General features: G+C 68.9%; 19 protein-coding genes. 10 read left to right on the top strand and 9 right to left on the bottom strand.

Annotation, left to right across the window (positions count from 1 at the left end; genetic code table 11):
• Window positions 1–156 precede the first annotated feature (156 nt).
• From ASE63_RS23520 to ASE63_RS23510, 3 genes are all read left to right on the top strand, one after another.
• Entirely contained in the window at window positions 157–2,892 is a 2,736-nt protein-coding gene (locus ASE63_RS23520) for a TIGR02302 family protein (RefSeq protein WP_056807587.1), read from the top strand.
• Between the two features lie 355 nt (window positions 2,893–3,247).
• Window positions 3,248–4,441 (top strand): MFS transporter, encoded by a 1,194-nt coding sequence (locus ASE63_RS23515; RefSeq protein ID WP_056807585.1) that lies wholly within the window; start codon window positions 3,248–3,250, stop codon window positions 4,439–4,441.
• A 128-nt stretch (window positions 4,442–4,569) separates the two neighbouring features.
• Window positions 4,570–5,814, top strand: a complete 1,245-nt coding sequence (locus ASE63_RS23510) for an MFS transporter (protein WP_056807818.1) — start codon at window positions 4,570–4,572, stop codon at window positions 5,812–5,814.
• 79 nt (window positions 5,815–5,893) lie between these two features.
• Here the strand turns inward: ASE63_RS23510 and phbB are convergent, their stop codons facing one another.
• The 3 genes from phbB to ASE63_RS23495 are packed head-to-tail and all read right to left on the bottom strand — an operon-like array spanning window position 5,894 to window position 8,057.
• The gene (gene phbB / locus ASE63_RS23505) at window positions 5,894–6,616 is read right to left on the bottom strand and encodes an acetoacetyl-CoA reductase (protein ID WP_056807583.1); all 723 of its coding nucleotides are present in this window, start codon (window positions 6,614–6,616) and stop codon (window positions 5,894–5,896) included.
• Window positions 6,617–6,653: 37 nt separating this feature from the next.
• Window positions 6,654–6,869, bottom strand: a complete 216-nt coding sequence (locus ASE63_RS23500) for a DUF1737 domain-containing protein (protein ID WP_056807581.1) — start codon at window positions 6,867–6,869, stop codon at window positions 6,654–6,656.
• Window positions 6,870–6,878: 9 nt separating this feature from the next.
• A complete protein-coding gene (locus ASE63_RS23495; protein WP_056807579.1) occupies window positions 6,879–8,057 on the bottom strand; it encodes an acetyl-CoA C-acetyltransferase in 1,179 nt (392 codons plus the stop codon).
• A gap of 320 nt (window positions 8,058–8,377) precedes the next feature.
• Between ASE63_RS23495 and phaR the strand changes: the two genes are divergently transcribed.
• Window positions 8,378–8,974, top strand: a complete 597-nt coding sequence (gene phaR / locus ASE63_RS23490; protein ID WP_056807577.1) for a polyhydroxyalkanoate synthesis repressor PhaR — start codon at window positions 8,378–8,380, stop codon at window positions 8,972–8,974.
• A 192-nt stretch (window positions 8,975–9,166) separates the two neighbouring features.
• Here the strand turns inward: phaR and ASE63_RS23485 are convergent, their stop codons facing one another.
• Complete coding sequence (locus ASE63_RS23485) at window positions 9,167–10,858, bottom strand: bifunctional diguanylate cyclase/phosphodiesterase (protein WP_056807576.1); 1,692 nt, start codon at window positions 10,856–10,858, stop codon at window positions 9,167–9,169.
• A gap of 175 nt (window positions 10,859–11,033) precedes the next feature.
• Here ASE63_RS23485 and ASE63_RS23480 point away from each other — a divergent pair, with 175 nt between their 5' ends.
• Window positions 11,034–11,246: a hypothetical protein gene (locus tag ASE63_RS23480; RefSeq protein ID WP_056807574.1), complete on the top strand. Its 213-nt coding sequence runs from the start codon at window positions 11,034–11,036 to the stop codon at window positions 11,244–11,246.
• Between the two features lie 208 nt (window positions 11,247–11,454).
• On the opposite strand, the gene rpmF is transcribed toward ASE63_RS23480, so the two are convergent.
• Together rpmF and mtgA are read right to left on the bottom strand one after the other, a co-directional pair.
• Window positions 11,455–11,640, bottom strand: a complete 186-nt coding sequence (rpmF, locus tag ASE63_RS23475; RefSeq protein WP_043233137.1) for a 50S ribosomal protein L32 — start codon at window positions 11,638–11,640, stop codon at window positions 11,455–11,457.
• Window positions 11,641–11,912: 272 nt separating this feature from the next.
• Window positions 11,913–12,629, bottom strand: a complete 717-nt coding sequence (mtgA, locus tag ASE63_RS23470; protein ID WP_082610230.1) for a monofunctional biosynthetic peptidoglycan transglycosylase — start codon at window positions 12,627–12,629, stop codon at window positions 11,913–11,915.
• A 103-nt stretch (window positions 12,630–12,732) separates the two neighbouring features.
• Between mtgA and ASE63_RS23465 the strand changes: the two genes are divergently transcribed.
• The 3 genes from ASE63_RS23465 (at window position 12,733) to ASE63_RS23455 (ending at window position 15,485) form a co-directional block, all read left to right on the top strand.
• Window positions 12,733–13,728: a polyprenyl synthetase family protein gene (locus tag ASE63_RS23465; RefSeq protein WP_056807570.1), complete on the top strand. Its 996-nt coding sequence runs from the start codon at window positions 12,733–12,735 to the stop codon at window positions 13,726–13,728.
• Between the two features lie 156 nt (window positions 13,729–13,884).
• Complete coding sequence (locus ASE63_RS23460) at window positions 13,885–15,057, top strand: hypothetical protein (RefSeq protein ID WP_056807568.1); 1,173 nt, start codon at window positions 13,885–13,887, stop codon at window positions 15,055–15,057.
• Window positions 15,058–15,242: 185 nt separating this feature from the next.
• Entirely contained in the window at window positions 15,243–15,485 is a 243-nt protein-coding gene (locus ASE63_RS23455; RefSeq protein WP_056807564.1) for a hypothetical protein, read from the top strand.
• A 51-nt stretch (window positions 15,486–15,536) separates the two neighbouring features.
• Here the strand turns inward: ASE63_RS23455 and ASE63_RS23450 are convergent, their stop codons facing one another.
• Window positions 15,537–16,775 (bottom strand): hypothetical protein, encoded by a 1,239-nt coding sequence (locus tag ASE63_RS23450; protein ID WP_056807560.1) that lies wholly within the window; start codon window positions 16,773–16,775, stop codon window positions 15,537–15,539.
• 31 nt (window positions 16,776–16,806) lie between these two features.
• Window positions 16,807–18,099, bottom strand: a complete 1,293-nt coding sequence (locus tag ASE63_RS23445) for an adenylosuccinate synthase (RefSeq protein WP_056807557.1) — start codon at window positions 18,097–18,099, stop codon at window positions 16,807–16,809.
• Window positions 18,100–18,382: 283 nt separating this feature from the next.
• Here ASE63_RS23445 and ASE63_RS23440 point away from each other — a divergent pair, with 283 nt between their 5' ends.
• Both ASE63_RS23440 and ASE63_RS23435 read left to right on the top strand, forming a co-directional pair.
• Entirely contained in the window at window positions 18,383–19,597 is a 1,215-nt protein-coding gene (locus ASE63_RS23440) for an amidohydrolase (protein ID WP_056807816.1), read from the top strand.
• A 128-nt stretch (window positions 19,598–19,725) separates the two neighbouring features.
• Complete coding sequence (locus tag ASE63_RS23435; protein ID WP_056807554.1) at window positions 19,726–20,304, top strand: dual specificity protein phosphatase family protein; 579 nt, start codon at window positions 19,726–19,728, stop codon at window positions 20,302–20,304.
• Between the two features lie 132 nt (window positions 20,305–20,436).
• Here ASE63_RS23435 and ASE63_RS23430 read toward each other — a convergent pair whose 3' ends face one another.
• Complete coding sequence (locus ASE63_RS23430; RefSeq protein WP_056807549.1) at window positions 20,437–22,131, bottom strand: mucoidy inhibitor MuiA family protein; 1,695 nt, start codon at window positions 22,129–22,131, stop codon at window positions 20,437–20,439.
• Between the last annotated feature and the right edge of the window lie 1,142 nt (window positions 22,132–23,273).

The raw sequence follows: 23,273 nt of genomic DNA, 5'->3' as shown, positions 1-23,273 counted from the left end.
TCCGCCATCGGCAGCCCGTGTTCACGAAACGTCGAGCGGGCCGAAGCACGTAGCCTTCGCTCTGGCCTTGCCACATTCCCGTGCTAGCGTCCGGATCGTGGCAGATGTCCAGGCGGAGAATTCCAAGCGGCATTGGGGGCGGCTCGGAGCGACGGCATGAGTGAGGCGCAGCGCCGCAAGGCGCCGGATCGGGTCGAAGGCGTGCGGCAGCGGCTCGCCCGCCTTGCCATGGCGTCGCGGGTCTCGCTGGGCTGGGAGCGCCTTTGGCCGCGGCTCTGGCTGCCTGCGGCCGTGCTGCTCAGCTTCCTCGCCGTTTCCTGGTTCGGGCTCTGGACGCACCTGCCCTGGCAGGGCCGCGCCCTCGGGGTCTCCCTCTTCCTCGTTGCCCTCGCCGCGAGCTTCTGGCGGGTCGCGACCACCGCGCTGCCGACCCATCGCGATGCGCTGGCGCGGCTCGACCGCTCGTTTCAGGGCGGGCATCGCCCTGCCTCGGCGCTGGAGGACAGTCTCGCCGTCGGCGCGAAGGATCCCGTCTCTCAGGCGCTGTGGACGCTTCATGTCGAGCGCCAGAGCGCGCAGGTCGCCGGCCTTCGCGTCGCGCCGCCGCAACCGCGGATGGCCGGGCGGGACCGCTACGCGCTGCGTGCCGTGCCGCTTTTCGCCGCCGTCACCGCCTTCTTCGTCGCCGGCCATGAGGCGATCCCGCGCCTGGGCGCGGCCTTCGACTGGCGCGGGCCGCCGTCGCCGGCGGCCGCGATCCGCGTCGATGCCTGGATCGATCCGCCCGCCTATACGCGGCTGCCGCCGATGCTGATCGATTTCGCGAAGCTCGCGAGCCCGCAGATCAACGCGCCTGAGAAATCGACCATCGTGGTGCGCATCGCCGGCAAGACCGCGATGGATGTCGCGACCACCGGCCGGCTCGACGCCCTGCCTCTTCCCGACGCCAAGGCTCCGGGCGACAAGGCTGCTGGCGATCAGACTCAGGGCGGCAAGGCCTCTCCTACGGCGGCCAAGCCGGCTGTCGGCGAGGCGCAGGCCGTCGTCGAGAAGCGCTTTACCGTGGCGGGTAACGGCACGATCAGGCTGACCGGGAGCGGCGCGCCGGGAACGACGCTGTCGATCACCGCCGTCGCCGACCAGCCGCCGGCGATCGGCTTCGTCGAGCCGCCCAAGCCGGTCACGGGCGCGCAGAGCGGCGGGCTCTCGCTGACCTATCGCGTCACCGACGATTATGGCGTCGCCTCGGTCGAGGCGACGGTGGAGCGCAGCGGCCCGCCTTCGACCGGGCGCTCGCTGGTCGAGGCGCCGAAGCAGGCGCTCAGCGTGCCGTCCTCGCCCTCGGGCGAGGAAGAGATGAAGAGCACCGTAGATTTCTCGGCCCATCCCTGGGCCGGCGCCAAGGTCAGGATGACGCTGGTGGCGCGCGACGAGGCCGGGCAGGAGGGGCGCAGCGAGCCGGTCGAGGTCGTGCTGCCGCAGCGGACCTTCGCCAAGCCGCTGCCCAAGGCGTTGGTCGAGCAGCGCCGCAAGCTCGTGATGGATGTCGACGACCGCCGCAAAGTCCAGCTCGCGATGGATTCGCTGCTGATCGAGCCCGATCTCTTCATGAAGGAGACCGGCGTCTATCTCGGCATGCGCATGGTCACGGAGCGACTGCGCAAGAGTTCGAGCGACGATCAGCTGCGCGAGGTCGCCGATCTTATGTGGGCGCTGGCGCTCCAGCTCGAGGATGGCGACCTGTCGGATGCAGAGCGGGCGCTAAGGGCCGCGCAGGAGAACCTGCAGCAGGCGCTCGAGCGCGGCGCCTCCGAGGAGGAGATCAAGAAGCTCACCGAGGAAATGCGCCGGGCGATGGACCAGTTCATGCGCCAGCTCGCCGAGCAGATGCAGCGGCAGCAGCAGAATGCTGATCCCAACCAGATGTCGCAGCTCCCGGAAAACTTCAAGACGGTGACGCCGCGAGACCTGCAGAACATGCTCAACCGCATCGAGGAGCTGTCGAAGCGCGGCGACATGGCCGAGGCGCAGCGGCTGATGGAAGAGCTCAACCAGATGCTCAACAACCTGCAGATGGCTCGCCCGGGCCAGCAGGACCCGCGCCAGCGCGAGATGAACCAGGCGCTCGGCGATCTCGACCGGATGACGCGCGAGCAGCAGGATTTGCGGGACGAGACCTTCCAGCAGGAGCAGCGCCGCCAGAACCGCGCCCAGCAGGGCCGCCGGCCCGGCCAGCAGCAGGCGCGCCCCGGCCAGCAGGGTCAGCGTCAGCAGGGCCAGCGCAGCCAGCAGCCGGGGCAGCAACCCGGCGAGCAGGGCGAGGGGGAAGAGGGCGAGGAGGGCGAAGGCCAGATGGGCCAGAATGGCCAGGGCGGCCAGAGCCTGGCCCAGCGCCAGCAGCAGCTGCGCGAGCGGCTGCAGGACCTGCAGCGGCGGATGCGCGGCATGGGCGCGCCCCAGCAGGGCGAGCTCGGCGAGGCCGAGGATGCGATGGGCGAGGCCGGCGAACAGCTCGGCCAGGGCCAGGGCGAAGGTGCGCTCGATGCACAGGGGCGGGCGCTGGAGGCGCTGCGCAAGGGCGGCCAGAACCTTGCCCAGCAGATGCAGGGTCAGCCCGGCGAGGGCGGCGAGCCGGGCGACAACGCCTATGGCGAGCCCGACGGCCAGCCGGCCGGGCGCCCCTCTGCGCAGCAGCGCGGCCGTGAGGACCCGCTCGGGCGGCCGCAGCGCCAGCGCGACTGGGCCGATGGCCGCGTGCGCGTGCCGGGCGCCGACGAGAGCGCGACGCAGCGGGCCCGCCGCATCCTGGAAGAGCTGCGCCGCCGGCTCGGCGATCCGTCGCGGCCGATGGAGGAACTGGATTATCTGGAGCGCCTGCTCAGGCAAAACTGAGCGGCGGCGTCATTTCCCGACGCGTGGGGAGCCCTCTCCCTATAGGAGAGGGGTTCTCGGCGTCTTGCGCTATGCGCCGTGGCGCCCACTCGCCACCAGCGCCCCGGCCACGATCAGCACGCAGGAAGGAGCCGGCAGCGAACTCGGCTCGGCATAGCCCGCCAGCACGAGGATCAGTCGCTGCGTTGGACCCCGGATCGGCGCTGCTTCGCAGCGTGTCCGGGATGACGGCGCGGTTCGGAGCGAACACGGCGCCATTGCCGCATCGCAGCACGGCTCCCACGCCATGGATGCCATGACCTGCACGCCGTATGGGGGCATTGACCGTAATCGGCCGAAGGACCAAGCGTCAGGCATGACCACGCTCTCCCTGCCGGCGGCCGAGCGCCGCCCCCTGATCCCGATCCTCGTCGCGCTCAGCGTCGCGCATCTGCTGAACGACCTGCTTCAGTCGATGATCCCGGCGCTCTATCCGTTGATCAAGGAGCGCTACCAGCTCGATTTCGTCCAGATCGGGTTGATCACGCTCGCCTTCCAGGTCACGTCGTCGCTGCTGCAGCCGCTGCTCGGTTATCTCACCGACAGGCGGCCCTGGCCTTATGCGATGGTCGCCGGCATGGGGGCGACGCTGGCCGGGCTGCTGACGCTGTCCTTTGCGGCGAGCTACGGCATCGTGCTGGTGGGGGCGGCACTGGTCGGGCTGGGCTCGGCCGTGTTCCACCCCGAGGCAACGCGAATGGCGCGGCATGCCGCGGCTGGCCGGCAGGGGCTGGCCCAGGGACTGTTCCAGGTCGGCGGCCATGCCGGCTATGCCGTCGGTCCGCTGCTCGCAGCCATGGTCGTGGTGCCCAGGGGGCAGGCGAGCCTGGCCTGGTTCTCGATCGTCGTGCTGGTCGCGATGACGCTGATGGCCTGGACCGCGTCGCGCTACAGCGCCTTCCGGCGCAGCCAGGCGAAGGGGCATGGCGACGAGACGGCGGCGCACGGGCTTTCGCGCGGGCGCGTGCTCTTCGCGATGACGATCCTGATCCTGCTGCTGATCTCGAAGAACGGCTACACTGCCGCCTTCACCTCCTACTACACCTTCTACCTGATCACGCGCTTCGAGGTCTCGGTGCAGCTCTCGCAGATCATGCTGTTTCTCTATCTGCTGGTCAGCACCTTCGGCGTCATCATCGGCGGCATGGTCGGCGACAGGATCGGCCGCGACCGGGTGATCTGGCTGTCGATCGTCGGCTCGCTGCCCTTCGCGCTGATGCTGCCCCATGCCGATCTGTTCTGGACCGGCGTGCTGAGCGTTATCATCAGCTTCGTGATGGCGAGTGCGTTCTCGGCGATCCTGATCTACGCGATCGACCTTGTGCCGCATCGCGTCGGGCTGGTCGGCGGGCTGTTCTACGGGCTGTCCTTCGGGCTGGCCGGCGTCGCGGCGGCGCTGCTCGGTGCGCTGGCGGACCGCATCGGCATCGTCGAGGTGTTCAAGCTCTGCGCCTGGCTCCCGGCGCTCGGCCTCCTGACTTTCCTGCTGCCGCGCTCGTCGCGGGGCTGACGTAATAGCCTCGACTTCAGGCCGGGCGTCGATTTCCAGGCCGCTGACGCACTGAGCCCACATTTCGTCCCTAGCGATTCCGCCCGAGTCGGCCGAGAGGCGCCGGCCGGATGCGCAGGAGGGACGCCGTGCTGGTCCAGATCGGGACGCTTATTGCCGCCACCAGCCTGGTCCAGCTCGCCAATGGCTTCTTCAACACCTTCCTCTCCCTGCGCCTGACCTTCGAGAATTTCGGCGCGGGCCTGAACGGCATCGTGCTCTCGTCCTATTTCGTCGGGTTCACGCTCGGCGCGGTCGGCTGCGGCAACGTGATCCAGCGCATCGGCCATATCCGTGCCTATGCCGCCTTCGCCGGGCTGGTCGTAATCGGTGCTGCGGCGATGCCGCTCCTCATCTCGCCTGCATCCTGGATCGCCTGCCGGATCGCGATGGGCATCGGCTGCGTGGGCCTTTTCATCACCACCGAGAGCTGGCTCAACGCCAAGGCGCTGCCGGACCAGCGCGGGCGGGTGTTCTCGACCTACATGGTCGGCACCTTCATGGCGCTGGCCATCGGCCAGTTGGTGATCGCCTCGCTCGACATCCATTCGGCGGCGGCCTTCCACGCCGTCAGCGCAGTCTTCGCGCTCGCGCTCATCCTCGTCTGCACGACGCGAGCCGAGGCGCCGACGCTCGTATCCGAAGGCGGGAGCTTGCCCTATGGCGAGCTGACGCGGCAGGCGCCGGTCGCGGTCGCCGGTTGCCTCGTCAGCGGCATGATCAGCAGCGCCTTCTACGCGCTGGTGCCGGCCTGGATGCTGAGCACCGGCATCGCCCAGGGCACGATCGCGCTGTTCATGCTGGTCGCCGTGCTCGGAGGGCTGGCGCTGCAGGTGCCGGTCGGCCGCCTGTCCGACCGCAACGACCGCCGGCTGGTGCTGGTCGGGCTGGCGTTGGGCTATGCGGCGGCGGCAGTGCTGCTGGTGCTGCTGCCGCCGAGCCTGGCAACGGTGCTGCCGGTCGCGGCGCTTCTGGGCGGCTTCATGTCGACGCTCTATCCGGTCTGCGTCGCGCATGCGCTCGACCGGATGCCGTCCGACCGCGTCGTGGCGGTGAGCGGCCGGCTCATCCTGGTTTCGGGTATCGGCTCGGCGCTCGGCCCGATCATCGGTGCCGAGGTCATGGGGCGCTTCGACATCAACGGCCTGCTCTACTTCATGGCGACGATGACGCTGACGCTCGCGGTCGTCACGGTCTGGCGCATGCGGGTGCGCGAGGCGCCGGAGCATGTCGAGCGGCCCTTCGCGATCATCGATCCCATGACGGCGCCGATCTCGCAGGAGCCCGAGGCGACCGAGGCGGACGGGTCGCCTCGGCCGGCGGTGGCTGCGTGACGAGGCGGTGCGCCTACCCCGCCTTGTCCCTCGCCCTCATCCTGAGGAAATGACCGTCGTTCGGAGAAGCAGTTCGTTCTCAGGCCATGTACTGCCCGCCGTTGACGGCGAAGGTAGCGCCGGTGGCGAAGGCGCCCTGCTCGGAGGCGAGGAAGACCACCATGGCGGCGATCTCCTCGGGCTTGCCGAGGCGCCCCGCCGGAATGCCGGCGACGACGCGCTTGAGCGCTTCCTCGGGCATCGCCGCGACCATGTCGGTGCCGATATAGCCCGGCGTGATCGCGTTGACGGTGATGCCCTTGGCGGCGTTCTCCTGGGCCAGCGCCTTGACGAAGCCGATGTCGCCGGCCTTGGCGGCGGAGTAGTTGACCTGGCCCATCTGGCCTTTCTGGCCGTTGATCGAGGAGATCACCACGATCCGCCCGAAGCCGCGGGCCCGCATGCCCTCGATCACCGGCCGCGTCATGTTGAACAGCGAATCGAGATTGGTACGGATTACGTCCGACCAATGCTCCTTGGTCATCTTGTGAAAGAAGCCGTCGCGGGTGATGCCGGCATTGTTCACGAGGATGTCGACAGGGCCGTTCTCGGCCTCGACCCTGGCGACGCCGGCCGCGCAGGCGTCATAGTCGCCGACGTCCCATTTGTAGACGGGGATGCCGGTCTCGGCCTTGAACTTGGCGGCCGCCTCGTCATTGCCGGCATAGCTGGCGGCGACCTTGTGGCCGGCCTCCTGCAGGGCCCGGCTGATCGCCGCCCCGATGCCCCGTGTCCCGCCCGTAACCAACGCCAGCTTCGCCATTGCCCTTCTCCCCTTCTAAGGCGGCGTCGGCGCCGCGCTATTCTTCCGACAGCTTCATGCCGGGCGCATATGTCCCGTCGATGTCCTTGATGACGGCCTGGCCGCAAACGACGCGGCCCTGGACCGCGTCGAAGGTCAGGGTCGGGTTTCCGTACAGGACCCAGCCCTGGCTCAACGCCTCCGAGACCCGATGACAGAAGGATGCGTCATCGGGGCCCGTGAGATAGCGATAGAGCGTGGTCTGCTTCGGCATCGCCGGGGCTCAGCGTTCCAGTGCCATGGCGACGCCCATGCCGCCGCCGATGCAGAGCGTCGCGAGGCCCTTCTTGGCATCGCGCTTGGCCATCTCGTGCAGCAGCGTGACGAGGACGCGGGCGCCGGACGCGCCGATCGGATGGCCGATCGCGATCGCGCCGCCATTGACGTTGACGATGTCCGGGTTCCAGCCGAGGTCCTTGTTGACCGCGAGCGCCTGCGCCGCGAAGGCTTCGTTGGCCTCGACGAGGTCGAGGTCCGAGGCTTTCCAGCCTGCCTTCTCGAGCGCCTTGCGGGTCGCCGGGATGGGGCCCGAGCCCATGATCGCGGGATCGACGCCGGCGGTGGCCCAGGAAACGATCCTGGCGAGCGGCTTCAGCCCGCGCTTCTGCGCCTCCTTGGCGCTCATCAGCACCAGCGCCGCGGCGCCGTCATTGATGCCCGAGGCATTGCCGGCCGTCACCGTGCCCTCCTTCGAAAAGGCCGGCTTGAGCTTCGCCATGGCCTCGACGGTCGCACCGTGGCGCGGATATTCGTCGGCGTCGACGACGATGTCGCCCTTGCGGGTCGAGACGGTGAACGGGACGATCTCGTCCTTGAAGCGGCCGGCCTTCTGTGCGGCCTCGGCCTTGTTCTGGGACTTCGCGGCGAAGGCGTCCTGCTCCTCGCGGCTGATCTGCCACTTGGTCGCGACGTTCTCGGCGGTGGTGCCCATGTGGTAGCCGTGGAAGGCGTCCCAGAGCCCGTCCTTGATCATCGTGTCGACGAACTTGGTGTCGCCCATCTTGGTGCCGTTGCGCAGATGCGCGCCGTGCTGCGACATCGACATCGATTCCTGGCCGCCGGCCACGATGATGTCGGCGTCGCCATTGGCGATCTGCTGGAGGCCGAGCGCGACGGCGCGCAGGCCCGAGCCGCAGAGTTGGTTGATGCCCCAGGCGGAGGCCTCCTGCGGGATGCCGGCCTTCATCGCCGCCTGGCGCGCCGGGTTCTGACCCTGACCGGCGGTGAGGATCTGGCCCAGAATGACCTCGTCGACATCGGCGGGATCGACCTTGGCGCGGGCGAGCGCCTCCTTGATCGCGGCGGCGCCGAGTTCATGCGCCGGCGTGTTGGCGAAGGCGCCGTTGAAGGCGCCGACCGCGGTGCGGGCCGCGCCCACGATCACGATGTCCGTATCGGCCATGGAGAAATTCCTTGCTGTGCTATCGTCTTCGGCGCGACGACCGGCTATGCCGGGCGCCCGGTTCGAAGGATACCTTCGAAGCCCGCCGCGCTGCCGTCAAGTGAAGCAACTGCCATGGATACCATCCTTTGGCGGGTGCGAGAGCGTAGACGCCGTAAAGATGCGCGATTCCCGTCATGCTTTAGTCGTGATTATGCGCAGTGCGCTCAAATGACTTGCAGCGGCCTGCCGAGCGGCTACCATCATCGCGAGGAGACCGTGAGCCGGCCTGTCGCATTTCCTTGCGGCGGGCATTGGGCCAACGCGTTGCAAGGATCGTGATGACCAGCGACAAAGAACCGACCGTCATCAAGAAATACGCCAATCGCCGTCTCTACCACACGGGTACGAGTTCCTATGTGACGCTGGAGGATCTCGCCGGGCTCGTGCGCGCCGGCGAGGATTTCGTCGTCTACGATGCCAAGTCGGGCGAGGATATCACCCGTTCGGTGCTGGCGCAGATCATCTTCGACGAGGAATCCAAGGACGGGCAGAACCTGCTGCCGATCGCCTTCCTGCGCCAGCTCATCCGCTTCTATGGCGACAGCATGCAGGCGCTGGTGCCGCGCTATCTCGAATTCTCGATGGAGAATCTGACCAAGGAACAGAACCAGTTCCGCGAGCAGATGGGCAAGGCCTTCTCAGGCGGGGCTTTCGGCGGCGCCGGCGCTATGGATGCGATCCAGGCGCAGACGCGCGCCAACATGACGATGTTCACCGAGGCGTTCCGGCTGTTCAACCCGTTCGCCGCGACTGCGGCGGCAAAGGCGCAGGAGGAGAACGTCGCGGCCGGCGCCAAGAGCGACGATCTCGGCGATCTCAAGCGCGAGCTGAACGAGATGCGCGAACGGCTGGACAAGCTCGCCAAGACGAAGTGAGGGCGTGGGCCTCCCCTGTCCTTCCGGGGCTTCGCGAAGCGAAGAGCCCGGAACCCGGAACCGATGTTATTCCGAGGGAAGGCCGATTCCATCTCCGCCCAGTCGATGCAGCGCATCGGTTCTGGGTTTCCGGGCTCAGGCCTGCGGCCTGCCCCGGAATGACGGTGTGGCTCCGAGAATGACCGGCGCGGTCTAACGCGCCGCGAACTTGCCCTGTCGGTCTTGAGCAGGGCGCTGCAGTTCGGCCTTCCCGATCAGGTGGCCCTGCAGATAGGTCACGCCCCAATCGGCGAGCATGGATGCCTGCATCTCGTCGTCGACCCATTCGGCGACAGTCTCGACATCGAGATGGCGGGCGAGGTCGATCAGCGTGCGGACATAGAAGCGGTCATCGGTCGAGCGACGCAGGTTCTGCGTGAAGGTGCCGTCGATCTTCAGCACGTCGATGGGGAAGGCGCGCAGGTGCCTGAGCGAGGTGTGGCCGGCGCCGAAATCGTCGATGGCGATGCGCGCGCCCCGGCTCTTGACCTGCCCGAGCAGCTTAGCGACCCGCGCGGGATTGTCGATCGTCGCGGTCTCGGTGATCTCGACGATCAGCCGCTCGGCGACGCTGGGCGCTCCGCAGGTGCAGGCGAGAAAGGCATCGAGCCATTCCGGATCGGCAAGCGAGCGCGGCGAGACGTTGATCGACAGCGTCATCGCGGGCTCGCGGGCGAGCAGATCCAGGGCGAGCTCGAGGACGCGGTGGTCGAACAGCCGCACGAGGCCGCGCCGTTCCAGCATCGGGATCAGCTCGGCCGTCGCGAAGAAGGCGCCGTCCTTGCCGATCGCCACTCGCAGCAGCGCCTCATGGAACGCGACCTCGCGCGTCCTGGCCTTCACGATGGGCTGCAGCGCGAGTTCGACACGCCGCTCGTTCAGGGCAGCGAGGGCACGCACGTCGAAGCCGGCGCGGCTGTCTCCCGGCTCCCGGCTCTCCTGGCGGCGGGCGATCACGGCTTCGTCGCAGGCGCTTGCCCTGGCGCCGGACAGCGCGTTTTCGGCGGCCGAGAGCAGCGTGCCGGCATGGGTCGAGAGGGCAGGCGCGCAGGCCGCGCCGACGCGCAGGCGCACCAGCGCGATGCCGCGCGTGGTCTCGATGGCGGTCTGAGCCACGGCCCGGGTGAAGCGCCGCGCCGCGGCCTCGACCTGGTCCGGCGGACAGCCGGTGAGAAGGATAGCGAAGCGGTTGCCGGAATAGCGCACGAGATGGTCGCGCCGGCGCGTCACCGAGCGCAACCGCTCCTGGACCGCGCCGATGATCTCATCGGTCGCCTCATGGCCGAAATCGTCGTTCAGCCGGGCGAGCTCGTCGATCGCCGCGACCAGCACGACCAGCGGGCGCTCGGCCGGCAGATGCTCCGAAAGGGACGAGGCGAGGCGCTCCAGCAGCACCGAGCGGTCGCCGAGCTCGCCGGTCTGCACCATGAGCTCTTCCGGACGGACCTGCCGCTCCAGCCTGAGCACGCCGCGTGCACAGGCGGGGCGGCCGTCGGTTCCCGCGAACCAGCGGCCGGCATCCTCGATCCACATGCTGCGGCCGCCGAGTTCCGCGGCGTAGCGCGTGCGGTAGATCACGCCTTCGCCTTCGTCATGGCCGCCGGAGGAGAAGATCGCGTCGTAGCGGCTGCGCCCGCTGCCGGGCTCGACCAGGCCGGCGAATCCGAGGCCGCGGGTCATCGCCGCTTCCGGAAGCGTTCCCAGCACGTCGGCGGCGTTCGGGCCCCAGCTCAGGGCGTCGCTCTGGATGTCCCAGCTATAGACGACCTCCCCGATGGAGGAGAGCAGGTTGCGCGGATCCACGCGGCTGTCGTCATGCGAGTTGAAGATCGACGGCACGGGCATCGCGAGGCGGCCTCGAGGCGACCGGGTGCCCGGCAACGGGACCGTGCCGAATCGCCCGGTCCGGACGGAAACTGTCCCGAAACGATGCGGCAAACAGGGTTAATGCAGCGTTAAACCCTGGCAAGCCACGTGCAGCTTGCCCTCCGGCGCCCGTCCTGGCGTCGCGGAGTGGCACATGGTCAGGTCGGAGCAGCGGGAGGGGGCAGGCGAGCGGGCCGCGGCGGCCAGCGCGATGCTGCTCCTGCAGCTTGCCGCGAGCCAGGCCGAGATCGGACCCTTCGCCCGGCGCGGACGTGAAACGCCGGAGATGGCGGCGCGGCTCTATCGCGCAGCGGCATTGCGGGCACGGGCCGGCCGTTCGCGGGTGCTGGTTCGGGGCAAGCCCTAGGCCTGAACCGGGAAACGAGAGTCGGCGGCGATCCCGTTCCGGGCAGATGTCGATTCTACGTGGAAACGCCCGATCATCGCGGACACGCTGCGAAGCAGCGTCGATCCGGGGTCTATCGTAAAGCTCCGGCTCACCACAAAGAAAAAGCCGGCCTCGCGGCCGGCTCCGGAACGCTGCGGGGCAGCGCGAGGCCTTACGGCCTCGATTTTCAGGCCTCGGTCTTGGCCTTCAGCACCTGGCGACCGCGATACATGCCCGACTTCAGGTCGACATGGTGCGGGCGGCGCAGTTCGCCGGAGTTCTTGTCTTCGATATAGGTGGGCTGCTTCAGCGCGTCGGCCGAGCGGCGCATGCCACGCTTCGACGGCGACGTCTTTCTCTTCGGAACGGCCATGATACTCTCCATCGTGCCGCCGCCCGGAAGCGCTGCCCTACGGCCACGCCACCGCCACGACGACGGATCAATCTCGTGATGGGGTTGCCCATACACGCTCGGACAGCGGAAGGCTAGTGCTGAATCGAACTCTCGCTCCGTCGAGGTGCTGAACGCGTCATTGCGAGGAGTGCAAGCGACGAAGCAATCCAGGAACTGCAGCGCACTACGCCACCTGGATTGCTCCGCTTGCGCTCTTGATGACGGCAGGCGACTGCGGCGCGGGCCGCGACTCAACCCGGTACGGCGCAGTTCCCGAGGGGGCCGAGCTGCCCGACGCGGCGCTGGATGCGGCCGGAGGCCGATTGCAGGGCGCGGCTTGGCTTCGCCGCATTGCGGGCGATCGGGTTGGGCAGGGCTCCGGCCAGCCGTGCCGCTTCCGCCGTGGTCAGCCTCGCGGCGGGCTTCCCGAAATAACGTTGGGCGGCGGCCTCCGCTCCGAACAGCCCGTCGCCCCATTCGGCCACGTTGAGATAGACCTCGATCACCCGCTGTTTCGGCCAGGCGAGATCGATGGCCATGGCGAGCGGGATCTCCAGCGCCTTGCGCAGATAGGAGCGGCCGGGCCAGAGGAAGACGTTCTTGGCGGTCTGCATCGTCAGGGTCGAGGCGCCGCGCGAGGGACCGTCCTCATCATCCAGTACGGCGTTGAGCTCGACCCAGTCGATGCCGCGATGGCTGCAGAAACGCTGGTCCTCGGCCGCGATCACGGCGCGGATCAATGCCGGCGAGATCTGCTCGATCGGCACCCACTCGCGCTCGACCGGGCGCAGCGTCAGCCAGCGGCCGAACATCAGTGTCGAGGGCACCGGCACGAAGCGGTACAGCGCCAAGGCGAGAATCAGCAGCGCCAGCAGGCTCAGCACGACGCGCGGCAGCCAGCCCAGGGCGATGGCGAGGAAACCTCGCCGCCTGCTCGCCCGCTCTGCCGCCATTTCTGTCATCCCCATGGCTTGACGGTTCGAGCCGGCTCCGGCAAGTCCCGCCCGCTCCGACAAGTCGTCCTTCCCGCCTGCCGGGCCAGCCGCCGGTCAGCCAACGCAAGGCCCGTTCATGAGTTCCGCCAAGTCCAGCGACTCCAAGTCCGGCGGCTCCAAGTCCGGCGACGCCGATTCACACCATGGCGATGATGGCCTCGCTTCACGGCTGGCGCAAACCGCCGCCGAGATCGAGCTGGTTCTGGCGAGCCTTCTCGCCGAGGATGTGCGCGAGGGCGAGATCTTGCGTCCGGACCGGCTGCTCGCGGCGATGCGCCACGGCGCGCTCGGCGGCGGCAAGCGGCTGCGCCCCTTCCTGACGGTGGAGACGGCCCGGCTATTCGGTGTCGCACCGGCACAGGCTCTCAGGGCCGGGGCCGCGGTCGAGCTCGTGCATTGCTACTCGCTGGTGCATGACGACCTGCCGGCCATGGATGACGACGATACTCGTCGCGGCCAGCCGACCGTGCACAAGGCCTATGACGAGGGGACCGCGATCCTTGCCGGCGACACGCTGCTGACGCTCGCCTTCGAGGTCCTGGCCGATCCGACGACCCATCCCTCGGGCGATGTCCGCTCGGCGCTGGTGGTCGCGCTCGCCCGGGCTTCGGGCGTCGGCGGCATGGCGGGCGGTCAGATGCTCGACCTCGCGGCGGAGGGACGTTTCGCAGATGGTGCCGCCATTCCCCTGTCGGAGGCGGAGATACGCCGCCTGCAGGCGATGAAGACCGGCGCGCTGCTGGCCGGAAGCATCGAGATCGGGGCGCTGCTGGGCGGCGCCTCGGCGGCCCAGCGCGCGGCGCTGATGCGTTACGGCAAGGCGCTGGGTGCCGCCTTCCAGGTCGCGGACGACATCCTCGATGTCGAGGCAAGCCCCGAGCAGCTCGGCAAGGCGACGGCGAAGGACCAGGGGCGCGGCAAGGCGACGCTGGTCTCGGCGCTGGGATTGGAGGCGGCCAAGCGCGAACGCGATCGCCTCAGCGCGGAGGCGGCGGCGGCACTGGAGGGCTTTGGCGCCGAGGCGGACACGCTGCGCGCAGCGGCGCGCTTCGCGGCCGAACGCGCGAACTGAGAGAGCGAACGGCCGGCGCCGGCCGAGGCAGGCAGGTCCGGCCTGTTTCGTGGAAGTTCATCCTTCGCCGTCCGCTGGAAGATTGCTGGTGGCTACATGGTCGAATCGGTCTCATGATCCGGAGCGTGCAGTCCAGCGTTCCCGCGAGGTCGTCCCATGCGGCTTGTCGTGACAGCGGCCGTTTCCCTGCTTCTGGGAGCGATTCCAGGCTACGCCGATGATCGCAGCGATTGTGTCTCCGGAATCGGCCGCCACCGAGCCGCTGCTGCCGGCGCCGCGCCGGCGCAGCGGGGCTACCTCCAGCGCAGGATCGGCCGCGCCGAGCGTGAGCTTGGCGAGGGCCAGTTCCGCGAATGCGTGAGCATTCTCAAGACCGGCGCCGGACCGGCCGACCAGAGCCGCGGCGAGGATGACGACGCCGAGCAAGGCCCCGAGACGGAGGACATGTTCGGCTTCACGCAGGGCACCAGCGTTCTCGGCAAGGGCCGGTTCGAGATTTCCGGCACCGGGGAGGGCGCCTTCGGCCGACGGATCGGCCGCTATCGGGCCGGAGCGCTGGGCGGCACCTTTGCGTTCGCGCCGTTGGAGGGTCTCAGCATCGAATTCGGTGCGACGGGCGACGCCTTTTCGATCCGCCACGTGCCGGGCCTGGACAATCGGAGCGGTGGCGGTTTCGGCGGCTTCTCGACCGAACTCAAATGGCAGGCCATCAAACGCGGCCCAGCCTCGCCATTTGGCCTGACATTCGTCCTAGAGCCCGAGGTGAGCTTCCGGGATGGAGATAGCGGCGAGCGTGGCCGAGGCGTGGGGCTCGGCGCCCGGATCGCGCTGGATGCCGAACTTGTGCCCAAGACGTTGTTCGGCGCATTGAACCTGGTCTACGAGATCGAGCGCTTCCGCCCGCGCGGGCTTTCACTGGTCAATGGCGATGGCGAGCCGCTGGAAGGCGTCCCGTCCGGGCCCTGCCTCGCTGATGCGGATCAGGATGCGCTGGAGACCTGCGTCGCCGCGGCGGGCCGCAGGCCGGCGGAACGTTCGTCGCGGCTGGGTGTGTCCGGGGCGCTCGCCTTCCAGGTCAACCCGCAGATGTTCGTCGGCGGCGAAGTGCGGTATCTGCGCTCCTATGCCGGCTTCGGGCTGAACCGCTTCGAGGGGCACGCGCTCTTCGCCGGCCCGACCTTCTACGCGCAGCTCAGCGAGAACGTGTCGCTCTCCGCTGCCTTCTCGACCCAGATCGCGGGAAAGTCGAAAGCCACACCGGGGCGGACGTTCGATCTCGACAACTTCCCCCGCCATCAGGCCAAGCTGAAGCTCTCCTACGAATTCTGACGGAAACGACGTTCGGCCGATGGGTGCGAAGGCGCTTTGAACGGGCTATCGCCGAAAGGTGTCCGGCGCCGTGTCAAGGCGCCCGTGCCCGCTATTCCGACTGATTCGATTATCCGAAATCGGACTCGTCAAGCGTAAATTTGGCCGCTAGCGTAGAGGCTTGGATCCGCAGCGGGGAGGTGGCTATGCCGAACGCCGATGCCGTGATGATCTTCTCGAGCGAGGAACGCAAGGCGGCGATCTCGCGCGCTGCCCAACTGCTGCAATGCTCCAGAGGCACTGCCGAAGAGCGCGAATTCGAGATGCTGACCCAGGCCATCCTCGAATACGACCTCATTCAGAATGCACAGCCGATCGAGATTCCGCCCGGATTTACCCATTACATTCACGGGCCTGGCCGGCATCCGGTTTCCATGATGGGTCGGTGAGAGCGCCGCCGGCGTGCAGCGGTCAGCGACCGCGCATCGCCGTGCGTCGGTCTAGCGCCAGCGGCCGAAGGCGTCGGCCAGCGTCTGGTTGCCGGGGGCGCCCTTTTCGAAGGTGATGATGCCGCGGCGGCCAGAGGCGAAGCGGACCGGCACGTCGATCCAGCTGCGGCTCAGGATCAGGTCGATGTTGCGCTCGACCTCGACTGGCACATTCGAGAGCGCGGCGACGAAGAGGTTCTCGCCCAGCGCCGAGTTGATGGCGGAGAGCGGCGCGCCGCGCTCGCCTTCCTCGGTCTTGAACTGCGGCACGCCGACCTCGCGCACGGCCTCCGTCGCCTGGTCGCCGGTGCTGGAGAAGCGCATGCCGATGATGTGCGAGGCCGGGAAGGCCGTATCCGTGTTGCGGCGGATGGTGAAGTCGAGCGACAGCCCGTTCTCGGGGATCTCGACGGTCGCGCGCACGATCGTTTCGACCGGCCGTCCCTGGCCGACGCTCTCGCTGTCGAGACGCCAGAAGACGCGGCCCGTCAGCGAGCGGGGCGCCTGCGGGCTGTTGGGATCCTCGGTGTAGAGCACGGCGCGCTGCGCCACCGCGACGTTCTGCGACGGTGCGGTCGTGGCGTTGCCGGGACGCTGCTGATTGCTGGCCGGGGCCGAACCGGCATCGCCGACGCGGTCGCTGATCTTGCCGGCATTGTCCTGCTGCGCAGGCTGGGCCGGCGTCTCGACCGGCGGGCGCTGTGCCGTGTCGGGCGCCTGCACCTTGTTGACGTAATAGGCGGTGGCCGCGATGGCGGCGACGGCGATGGCGACGCCGGTCGCGACGACCGCGGTGCGCAGATGGCCGGGCTTGACGCGCTTCTCGCGCGGCGGTGCGACGCGGGGCCGCATCGCCTGGGGCTCGGACGGCTCGGGAAGGGCGTCGTCGAAGCGCTCCTCGTCCCGCAGCGCCTCGGCGCGGGGCTGCTGGGGCGCCGCGGGGCGAATCGAGGCCGCTTCGCGTGTCGGGTCCTCGGCAGGCGGCGGTTCCGGTTCCGGCTCAGCCGGGCTCAGCAGCGGCGCGAGGTCCGGCTCGGGCGTGTCGTCGTAATCGGCCTCGATTCGCGCCACGGCCTCGTCGAGTGCGAGGCGCTCGCGCATGATCTCGGCCTCGCCCAATGGCGGGTCGAGGCTGCGGAGCTGCGTCATGAGGGCAGCCCTGGCGCGGTCGTAGATGGCGTTGCGCGCCGCCGGCGATGTGTCGGGCAGCCCGGCGACGGCCCGTGCCAGGATGGGATAGAAGTCGGCCATTGGCCTCACTTGTCGCTGTTGAGGCGCTGCGTCAACCCTCGAAGGGGTTATGGACCAGGATCGTATCGTCGCGCTCGGGGCTGGTGGAGAGCACCGCGACGGTCGCGCCGATCAGTTCCTCGATGCGCCGGACATACTTGATCGCCTGCGCCGGCAGCTCGGCCCAGGAGCGGGCGTTGGCGGTCGAGCCTTCCCAACCCTGAATGGTCTCGTAGACCGGCTCGACGCGAGCCTGATCGCTCTGGCCGGCGGGCAGATGCTCGAGCAGCTGGCCGTCCAGCCTGTAGCCGGTGCAGACCTTGATCTCTTCGAAGCCGTCGAGGATGTCGAGCTTGGTGAGGGCGATGCCGTCGATGCCCGAGGTCTTGACGGTCTGGCGCACGAGGCAGGCGTCGAACCAGCCGCAGCGGCGCTTGCGGCCGGTGACGACGCCGAATTCCTTGCCCTTCTGGCCGATCAGCTCGCCGGTCTCGTCGAAGAGTTCGGTCGGGAAGGGGCCCTCGCCGACGCGGGTGGTGTAGGCCTTGGCGATGCCGAGCACGTAGCCGACCGCCGAGGGACCCATTCCGGAGCCGGTCGCGGCCTGGCCGGCGACGATGTTCGACGAGGTCACGAAGGGATAGGTGCCGTGGTCGACGTCGAGCAGCGCGCCCTGCGCGCCCTCGAACAGGATGCGCCTGCCGGCGCGGCGCTCGGAATCGAGCAGCGCCCAGACGGTATCGGCATAGGGCAGGACCTTGGCCGCGATCTCCTTGAGCTGGCCGAGCAGCTCGCCGCCATTCACCTCGGCGATGCCGAGGCCGCGGCGCAAGGCATTGTGATGCGCGAGCAGGCGCTCGATCTTGGCCTCGAGGATCGCCGGATCCTTCAGGTCGATGACGCGGATGGCGCGGCGGCCGACCTTGTCCTCATAGGCCGGGCCAATGCCGCGCTTGGTCGTGCCGATCTTGAGGCCGGCATTCGAGGTCTCGCGGAAATGGTCGAGTTCGCGGTGCAGCGGCAGGATCAGCGTCGCATTGTCGGCAACGCGCAGGTTCTCAGGGCTGATCGCGACGCCCTGGGCGCGCAGGCGGTCGATCTCCTCGACGAGATGCCAGGGATCGACGACGACGCCGTTGCCGATGACCGAGAGCTTGCCGGGGCGCACGATGCCCGAGGGCAGCAGCGAAAGCTTGTAGACGACGCCGTCGATGACGAGGGTATGGCCCGCATTGTGGCCGCCCTGGAAGCGCACCACGACGTCGGCCTGGCTCGACAGCCAGTCGACGATCTTGCCTTTGCCCTCGTCGCCCCACTGGGCGCCGACCACCACCACATTTGTCATGGTTCAGGTGTTCCTGCTTGTTCGCCTTGTCAGCGCAAGCGTGCCCGCGCAAACGCAAAACCCCGGCGCAAGACCGGGGTTCCGAGGCAGGTTCTTGCAAGCCCTCATGAGCCAACCGCGCGCCGAGGTCAAGCTTGGCGCGCATGGCCGTGGCGAGCGCGAGCGTGTAGAAAAGGGGCCTGCGGCCGTCAGAGCGCCGCACCCACAGGCTTCGAGCCCGCCTCGCGGGCGCGGCCTGCAGAGCGAGTCTAAGGATGCGCCCAAGGCGCGAAGGGGACAGATGATGACGATGACGAAGCTCGACACCTGGCTGGATCGGCACCATGCCGCGTTCACGGCGATTCGCCGCGACATCCACGCCCATCCGGAGCTCGGGCTTGAAGAGCACCGCACGGCGGCGCTCGTCGCGAAGAACATGCGCGAATGGGGCATCGAGGTCACCGAGGGCATCGGCGGCACCGGCGTCGTCGGGGTCATCCGCGGCAAGCGGCCGGGCCAGCGGGCCGTCGGCCTGCGCGCCGACATGGACTGCCTGGCGCTGGAGGAGCTGACCGGCCTGCCGCATGCCTCGACCTATCCCGGCAAGATGCATGCCTGCGGCCATGACGGCCACACCACGATGCTGCTCGGCGCCGCGCGCTACCTCGCCGAGAACCCGGATTTCGCGGGCACGGCGATCATGATCTTCCAGCCGGCGGAGGAGGGACGCGGCGGCGCCGAGGCCATGCTGGCCGACGGGCTGTTCGAACGCTTCCCCTGCGACGCGATCTACGGGCTGCACAACACGCCGGGCCTGCCGGCCTCGCATTTCGGCACCACGGTCGGGCCGTTCCTGGCCTCGGCCGACAGCTGGCAGGTCACCTTCCGCGGCGTCGGCGGGCATGGCGGCTCGCAGCCGCATCTCTCGACCGACATCACCTACGCCCAGGCGCAGTTCGTCCTCGGCCTGCAGGGCATCGTCGGCCGCAACGTGCCGCCGCTCGACACGGCGGTGATCAGCGTCGGTTACATCCATGCCGGCTCGACCGAGGCCGCCAACGTGATCCCGTCCGAGCTCGTGCTCGGCGGCACGGCGCGGACCTACTCGGCCGAGATCCGCGACACGATCGAGCGGCGCATCGCCGAGCTTGCCGCTGCGACGGCGCAGGCCTGGGGCTGCAGGGCGGAGGCGCATTACCATCGCGGCACGAGCCCGCTGATCAACAAGGCCGAGCAGGTCGAGGTCGCGGTGGCCGCGGCGTCGGCTGCGGTCGGCGCTGATCATGTCGATTCCAAGCTCAGGCCCGGTACGGGCGGCGAGGATTTCGCCGAGATGATGCTGATCAAGCCCGGCGCCTTCACGCGGATCGGCAATGGTGTCGAGGCCGACGGCTCGTTCAAGGGCCTGCACACGCCGCTCTACGACTTCAACGACGCGATCATCCCGGACGGCATCCGCTTCTGGGTGAACATCGTCGACGAGGAGCTGGGCATGCAGCAGCAGGCCGTCGCGGCGTAAGCGGCGCTTCCTCACGACAACGAGGCGCCCCGCATCGCACGATGCGGGGCAGCCCACCATTCCTGTCGGTTGCCCGCGGCGAAGCCGGCACTGTAAGCGATGCCGTCCCGAAACCGCCGGTCCTTGCCATGCAATCACTTGCCATCTCGACCCTGACGATCTGTGGCATCGAGGAACTGCCGTCGCACAGCGTTCGCCGCGTCACCCATGTGCTCTCGGTGCTCGATCCCGACCTGCCGGAGATCGACACCTTCGGCACCTATGGCGAGCATCACCGCGTGACGCTACGCTTCCACGACATCATCGATCCGGCCGAGGGCAAGGTTCATCCGGTGGCCGAGCATGTCGGGCAGATCCTGCAATTCGGCGAGAGCCTGCGCGAAGGCTTGAGCGAGCGCGTCGAGGGCCACCTCCTCGTGCACTGCCATATGGGCATCTCGCGCTCGACCGCGGCGATGCTCGCGCTGATGGCGCAGAACGATGCCGATGCCGGGGAGGACGAGCCGTTCGAGCGGCTGCGCAGCGTGCGCCCGCAGGCCTGGCCGAATTCGGTGATGATCGGCTTCGCCGACGAGCAGCTCGGCTGCAAGGGCCGGCTGATCGAGGCGCTGCGCCGCCATTATCGCCATCAGCTCAAGGCCCAGCCCCAGTTCAACGACTGGATGACCACGCTCGGCCGCGGGCGCGAGCTGGAGATGGCGGTTTGACGCTGACCGACGTCATGCTCGGGCTTGACCCGAGCATCTCATGACAATGAGGTCCGAGCTCGCTCGCTGAAAGAGATTCTCGGGTCTGCGCTACGCTTCGCCCGAGAACGACGCGGAGGCCCGGTCCGCGCCTCAATTCGCCGAGCGCGGCAGCGGCTGCTGGGCGTAGGTGACCTCGCGATCGCCCGGCCATTTGATGCGGTAGGCGACCTTGATCTCCTTCTCCGCGCCCGGCGCGAGGTCGAAGGTCCAGGCCGAGACGCCGCGCTTGTCGCCGACCTGCTTCTCCGTCGGCGGCGTGGTCTGGGCAGCGATGGTCTCGATCGTGATCGCGGTGCTCTCCGAGAAGGGGATGCGCTCGCTCACCGTCACCTTCACCGGCTGGGCGTGCAGGCTCTTCACGACGGTGCGGAACTCGCGCAGGTCTGTGCGGGTCTGGCCGAGCCAGGTCGGCTCGTTCTCGCGGCGCCGGACCGGGGCGCGGGAGATCTTGAGCTTGTCGTCGGCACCGAAGCCGAGCTCGACCTTGTCGCCCGCCGCGACGAGCCCGACCCGGCCGCGCCCGATATAGCTGCCGTCGCGGTGCAGCGCGACCGTGCCGGGCAAGAGCGGAACCGCCTCCTCATGGGTGAAGGCGGCCTCGAGATAGGCGGTCTCCTCGAGTTCCGGCGTGATGCGGGCGAGCAAAGTCGGCTCGACCTTGCCCCGGCTCAGCACCACCGTCCTCGACGAGCCGTCCTGCGGGACGCTGCTGCGGCCGGGCACCTGGAAGCTCGCCTGATAGGCGCCGGCCTCGACCTGCGCCGTCTGGACATCGGCTGCGACCGGGGCCGCCGTCGACCGCTGCGACTTCTCGGCCTGTATCTCGGCCTCGGCCCTGGCGCGGGCCGCAGCCATGGGGGCAGGGGCTGCACCGACGCGCGGGCGGCTCTCGTAGACCACCGGCGGCTCGAAGAACATCACCTGGATCGGCTGCAGCTCCGGCGCGCGCGTGCCGCCGGCGGAGCGTGTGGTCGACAGGGTAAGCGCGACATCCGTCCAGTCCTCGCCGCTGCGCTGGCGCAATTCGGCACGGCGAACGAGATCGAGCGAGGGCTGCGCAGCGCCGCTGCCGGTGGTCAGCCGCGCCTCGTATTGCGGCGTCCAGCCGGCACCGCCGACGCGGTAGCTCACGGCGAATTCGGCCGCGACCGGGGCCGGCGACTCGACCGCGATGGCGATGTCGCGGCGTGGGGCTCCGGGCTTGGCCGCCTGCGGCCGGGCGCGTTCCAGGGCGGCGATCTCGCCATCGACCTCCACGGCGCGGGCACGGATGCCGCGCAACTCGTCATGGACCTTGACCAGCGAGATCCCTATCGCCTCGAAGACGGCCGGCCAGTCCGAGACGGGAAGGGCCTTGCCGTCGGGGCCGAGCTTGTCGGGGCCGGTCTGGGCGAAGCGCTCGATGGTGGTCCGTTTGGCCTCGGTCGCCTCGATCCTGCCGGCGAGCGCGTCCTTCTCCTCGCGCAGCGTCCTGAGCTTGCCTTCGATCACCGTGTCGAGCACCGGGCGTGCCTCGCCTGGGGCGAGGCGGACATCGACCGCGCCGACGGAGAATGCGCCATTCCCCTTGCCCTCGACCCGAATCGAGGCCGGGTCGATCGAGGCGGGCAGGCCGCGCAGCACGACCTGCGAGACGCCCTGAAGCAATTCGGCCTTGCCCAGGCGCGTGACGACCGCGCCGTCGGGATAGACCGTGACCCGCTCGATGCGCGAGGCGAGCTCGATTTCGGCGGCACTGGCCAGCCCCGGCGCGAAGAACAGGGCGGCGGCAAGTCTCGTCTTCATGATGTGCTATCCCCACAGGCGATCTCGGGTCGCGATAGGCGTTCCCGAATTCGGCACGGCCAAGGCGGAATTGGGCCGGATCGCAGACGGTGTAGGGCGCGGCCGGCGAAGCGACGTCCTGCATTCGGGGGAGGGGGCGGCCATCCGCCCATGACGCCAATGGAAAACCCTGCCCGGAGAGGGCAGGGTCAGGGTGTCCGTTCAGGGAGAGCGGTGCTTGCGCTCAGAACTCTTCCCATCCGGCATCGCTGGCACGGCCGTTGGCCACCTTGAGCGCCGGCTGGCGGGCGGGCTGGCGCGGTGCAGCCGCGGGCGCCGACTGCCTGCCCTGCACGAAGGCGGCCTCGGCGAGCTTGCGCAGGCGGTCGGGCTCGGAGTTCGCCGCGCCCTGCTCCTGTCCGGTCCTGAAGGCGGCGACGAGGTCGTTGAGCTGGCCGATGCGGGAGGAGAGCGAGGCGGCCGACGCCGCGCTCTCTTCGGACAGCGCCGCGTTCTGCTGCGTCATCTCGTCGAGATGCGCCACCGCCTGGCTCATCTCGTCGATGCCGTTGGCCTGTTCGCCGGCCGCCGCCGAGATGTCGGCAATGGTCGCCGCGACCTTGCGCGAGTGAGACAGGATCTGGTCGAGCTGCTCGCCGGCCTGGCGCACCAGCTTGACGCCCTCGCCGACCTCCATGTTCGAGGACGAGATCAGGCCGGAGATGTCCTTGGCGGCGGCGCTGGAGCGCTGCGCCAGCGTGCGCACCTCGGAGGCCACGACCGCGNCCGACCTCCATGTTCGAGGACGAGATCAGGCCGGAGATGTCCTTGGCGGCGGCGCTGGAGCGCTGCGCCAGCGTGCGCACCTCGGAGGCCACGACCGCAAAGCCCTTGCCGGCATCGCCAGCGCGGGCCGCCTCGACGGCTGCGTTCAGCGCCAGCAGGTTGGTCTGGAAGGCGATGTCGTCGATCACCCGGATGATGTCGGAGATCTTGGTCGAGGCACTCTCGATGCGCGCCATCGCCTCGACCGCCTGGCCGGCGATCTGCCCGCCAGACTGGGCCGCCTGCATCGCATCGTCGGCGATGGCGGCGGCCTCCTTCGAGGCCTGGGCCGAGGCCTTGACCGAGGCCGCGAGCTCCTCGGTGGTGGCGGCGGTCTC

Origin of the sequence: Allobosea sp. Root381, from assembly GCF_001429395.1 — a bacterium.
Taxonomy (GTDB): domain Bacteria; phylum Pseudomonadota; class Alphaproteobacteria; order Rhizobiales; family Beijerinckiaceae; genus Allobosea.
The sequence above is the reverse complement of the archived record's forward strand: the minus strand, read 5'-3'. Positions and strand labels throughout refer to the sequence as shown.

Bases quoted from the DNA above. Each gene is read 5' to 3' on its own strand.
- ASE63_RS23515 (WP_056807585.1), top strand. From the start codon at position 3,248: ATGACCACGCTCTCCCTGCCGGCGGCCGAGCGCCGCCCCCTGATCCCG.
- ASE63_RS23485 (WP_056807576.1), bottom strand. From the start codon at position 10,858: ATGCCCGTGCCGTCGATCTTCAACTCGCATGACGACAGCCGCGTGGAT.
- ASE63_RS23495 (WP_056807579.1), bottom strand. From the start codon at position 8,057: ATGGCCGATACGGACATCGTGATCGTGGGCGCGGCCCGCACCGCGGTC.
- mtgA (WP_082610230.1), bottom strand. From the start codon at position 12,629: ATGGGGATGACAGAAATGGCGGCAGAGCGGGCGAGCAGGCGGCGAGGT.
- ASE63_RS23430 (WP_056807549.1), bottom strand. From the start codon at position 22,131: ATGAAGACGAGACTTGCCGCCGCCCTGTTCTTCGCGCCGGGGCTGGCC.
- ASE63_RS23450 (WP_056807560.1), bottom strand. From the start codon at position 16,775: ATGGCCGACTTCTATCCCATCCTGGCACGGGCCGTCGCCGGGCTGCCC.
- ASE63_RS23440 (WP_056807816.1), top strand. From the start codon at position 18,383: ATGACGATGACGAAGCTCGACACCTGGCTGGATCGGCACCATGCCGCG.
- ASE63_RS23465 (WP_056807570.1), top strand. From the start codon at position 12,733: ATGAGTTCCGCCAAGTCCAGCGACTCCAAGTCCGGCGGCTCCAAGTCC.
- ASE63_RS23455 (WP_056807564.1), top strand. From the start codon at position 15,243: ATGCCGAACGCCGATGCCGTGATGATCTTCTCGAGCGAGGAACGCAAG.
- rpmF (WP_043233137.1), bottom strand. From the start codon at position 11,640: ATGGCCGTTCCGAAGAGAAAGACGTCGCCGTCGAAGCGTGGCATGCGC.
- ASE63_RS23480 (WP_056807574.1), top strand. From the start codon at position 11,034: ATGGTCAGGTCGGAGCAGCGGGAGGGGGCAGGCGAGCGGGCCGCGGCG.
- phbB (WP_056807583.1), bottom strand. From the start codon at position 6,616: ATGGCGAAGCTGGCGTTGGTTACGGGCGGGACACGGGGCATCGGGGCG.
- ASE63_RS23460 (WP_056807568.1), top strand. From the start codon at position 13,885: ATGCGGCTTGTCGTGACAGCGGCCGTTTCCCTGCTTCTGGGAGCGATT.
- ASE63_RS23500 (WP_056807581.1), bottom strand. From the start codon at position 6,869: ATGCCGAAGCAGACCACGCTCTATCGCTATCTCACGGGCCCCGATGAC.
- phaR (WP_056807577.1), top strand. From the start codon at position 8,378: ATGACCAGCGACAAAGAACCGACCGTCATCAAGAAATACGCCAATCGC.
- ASE63_RS23435 (WP_056807554.1), top strand. From the start codon at position 19,726: ATGCAATCACTTGCCATCTCGACCCTGACGATCTGTGGCATCGAGGAA.
- ASE63_RS23520 (WP_056807587.1), top strand. From the start codon at position 157: ATGAGTGAGGCGCAGCGCCGCAAGGCGCCGGATCGGGTCGAAGGCGTG.
- ASE63_RS23445 (WP_056807557.1), bottom strand. From the start codon at position 18,099: ATGACAAATGTGGTGGTGGTCGGCGCCCAGTGGGGCGACGAGGGCAAA.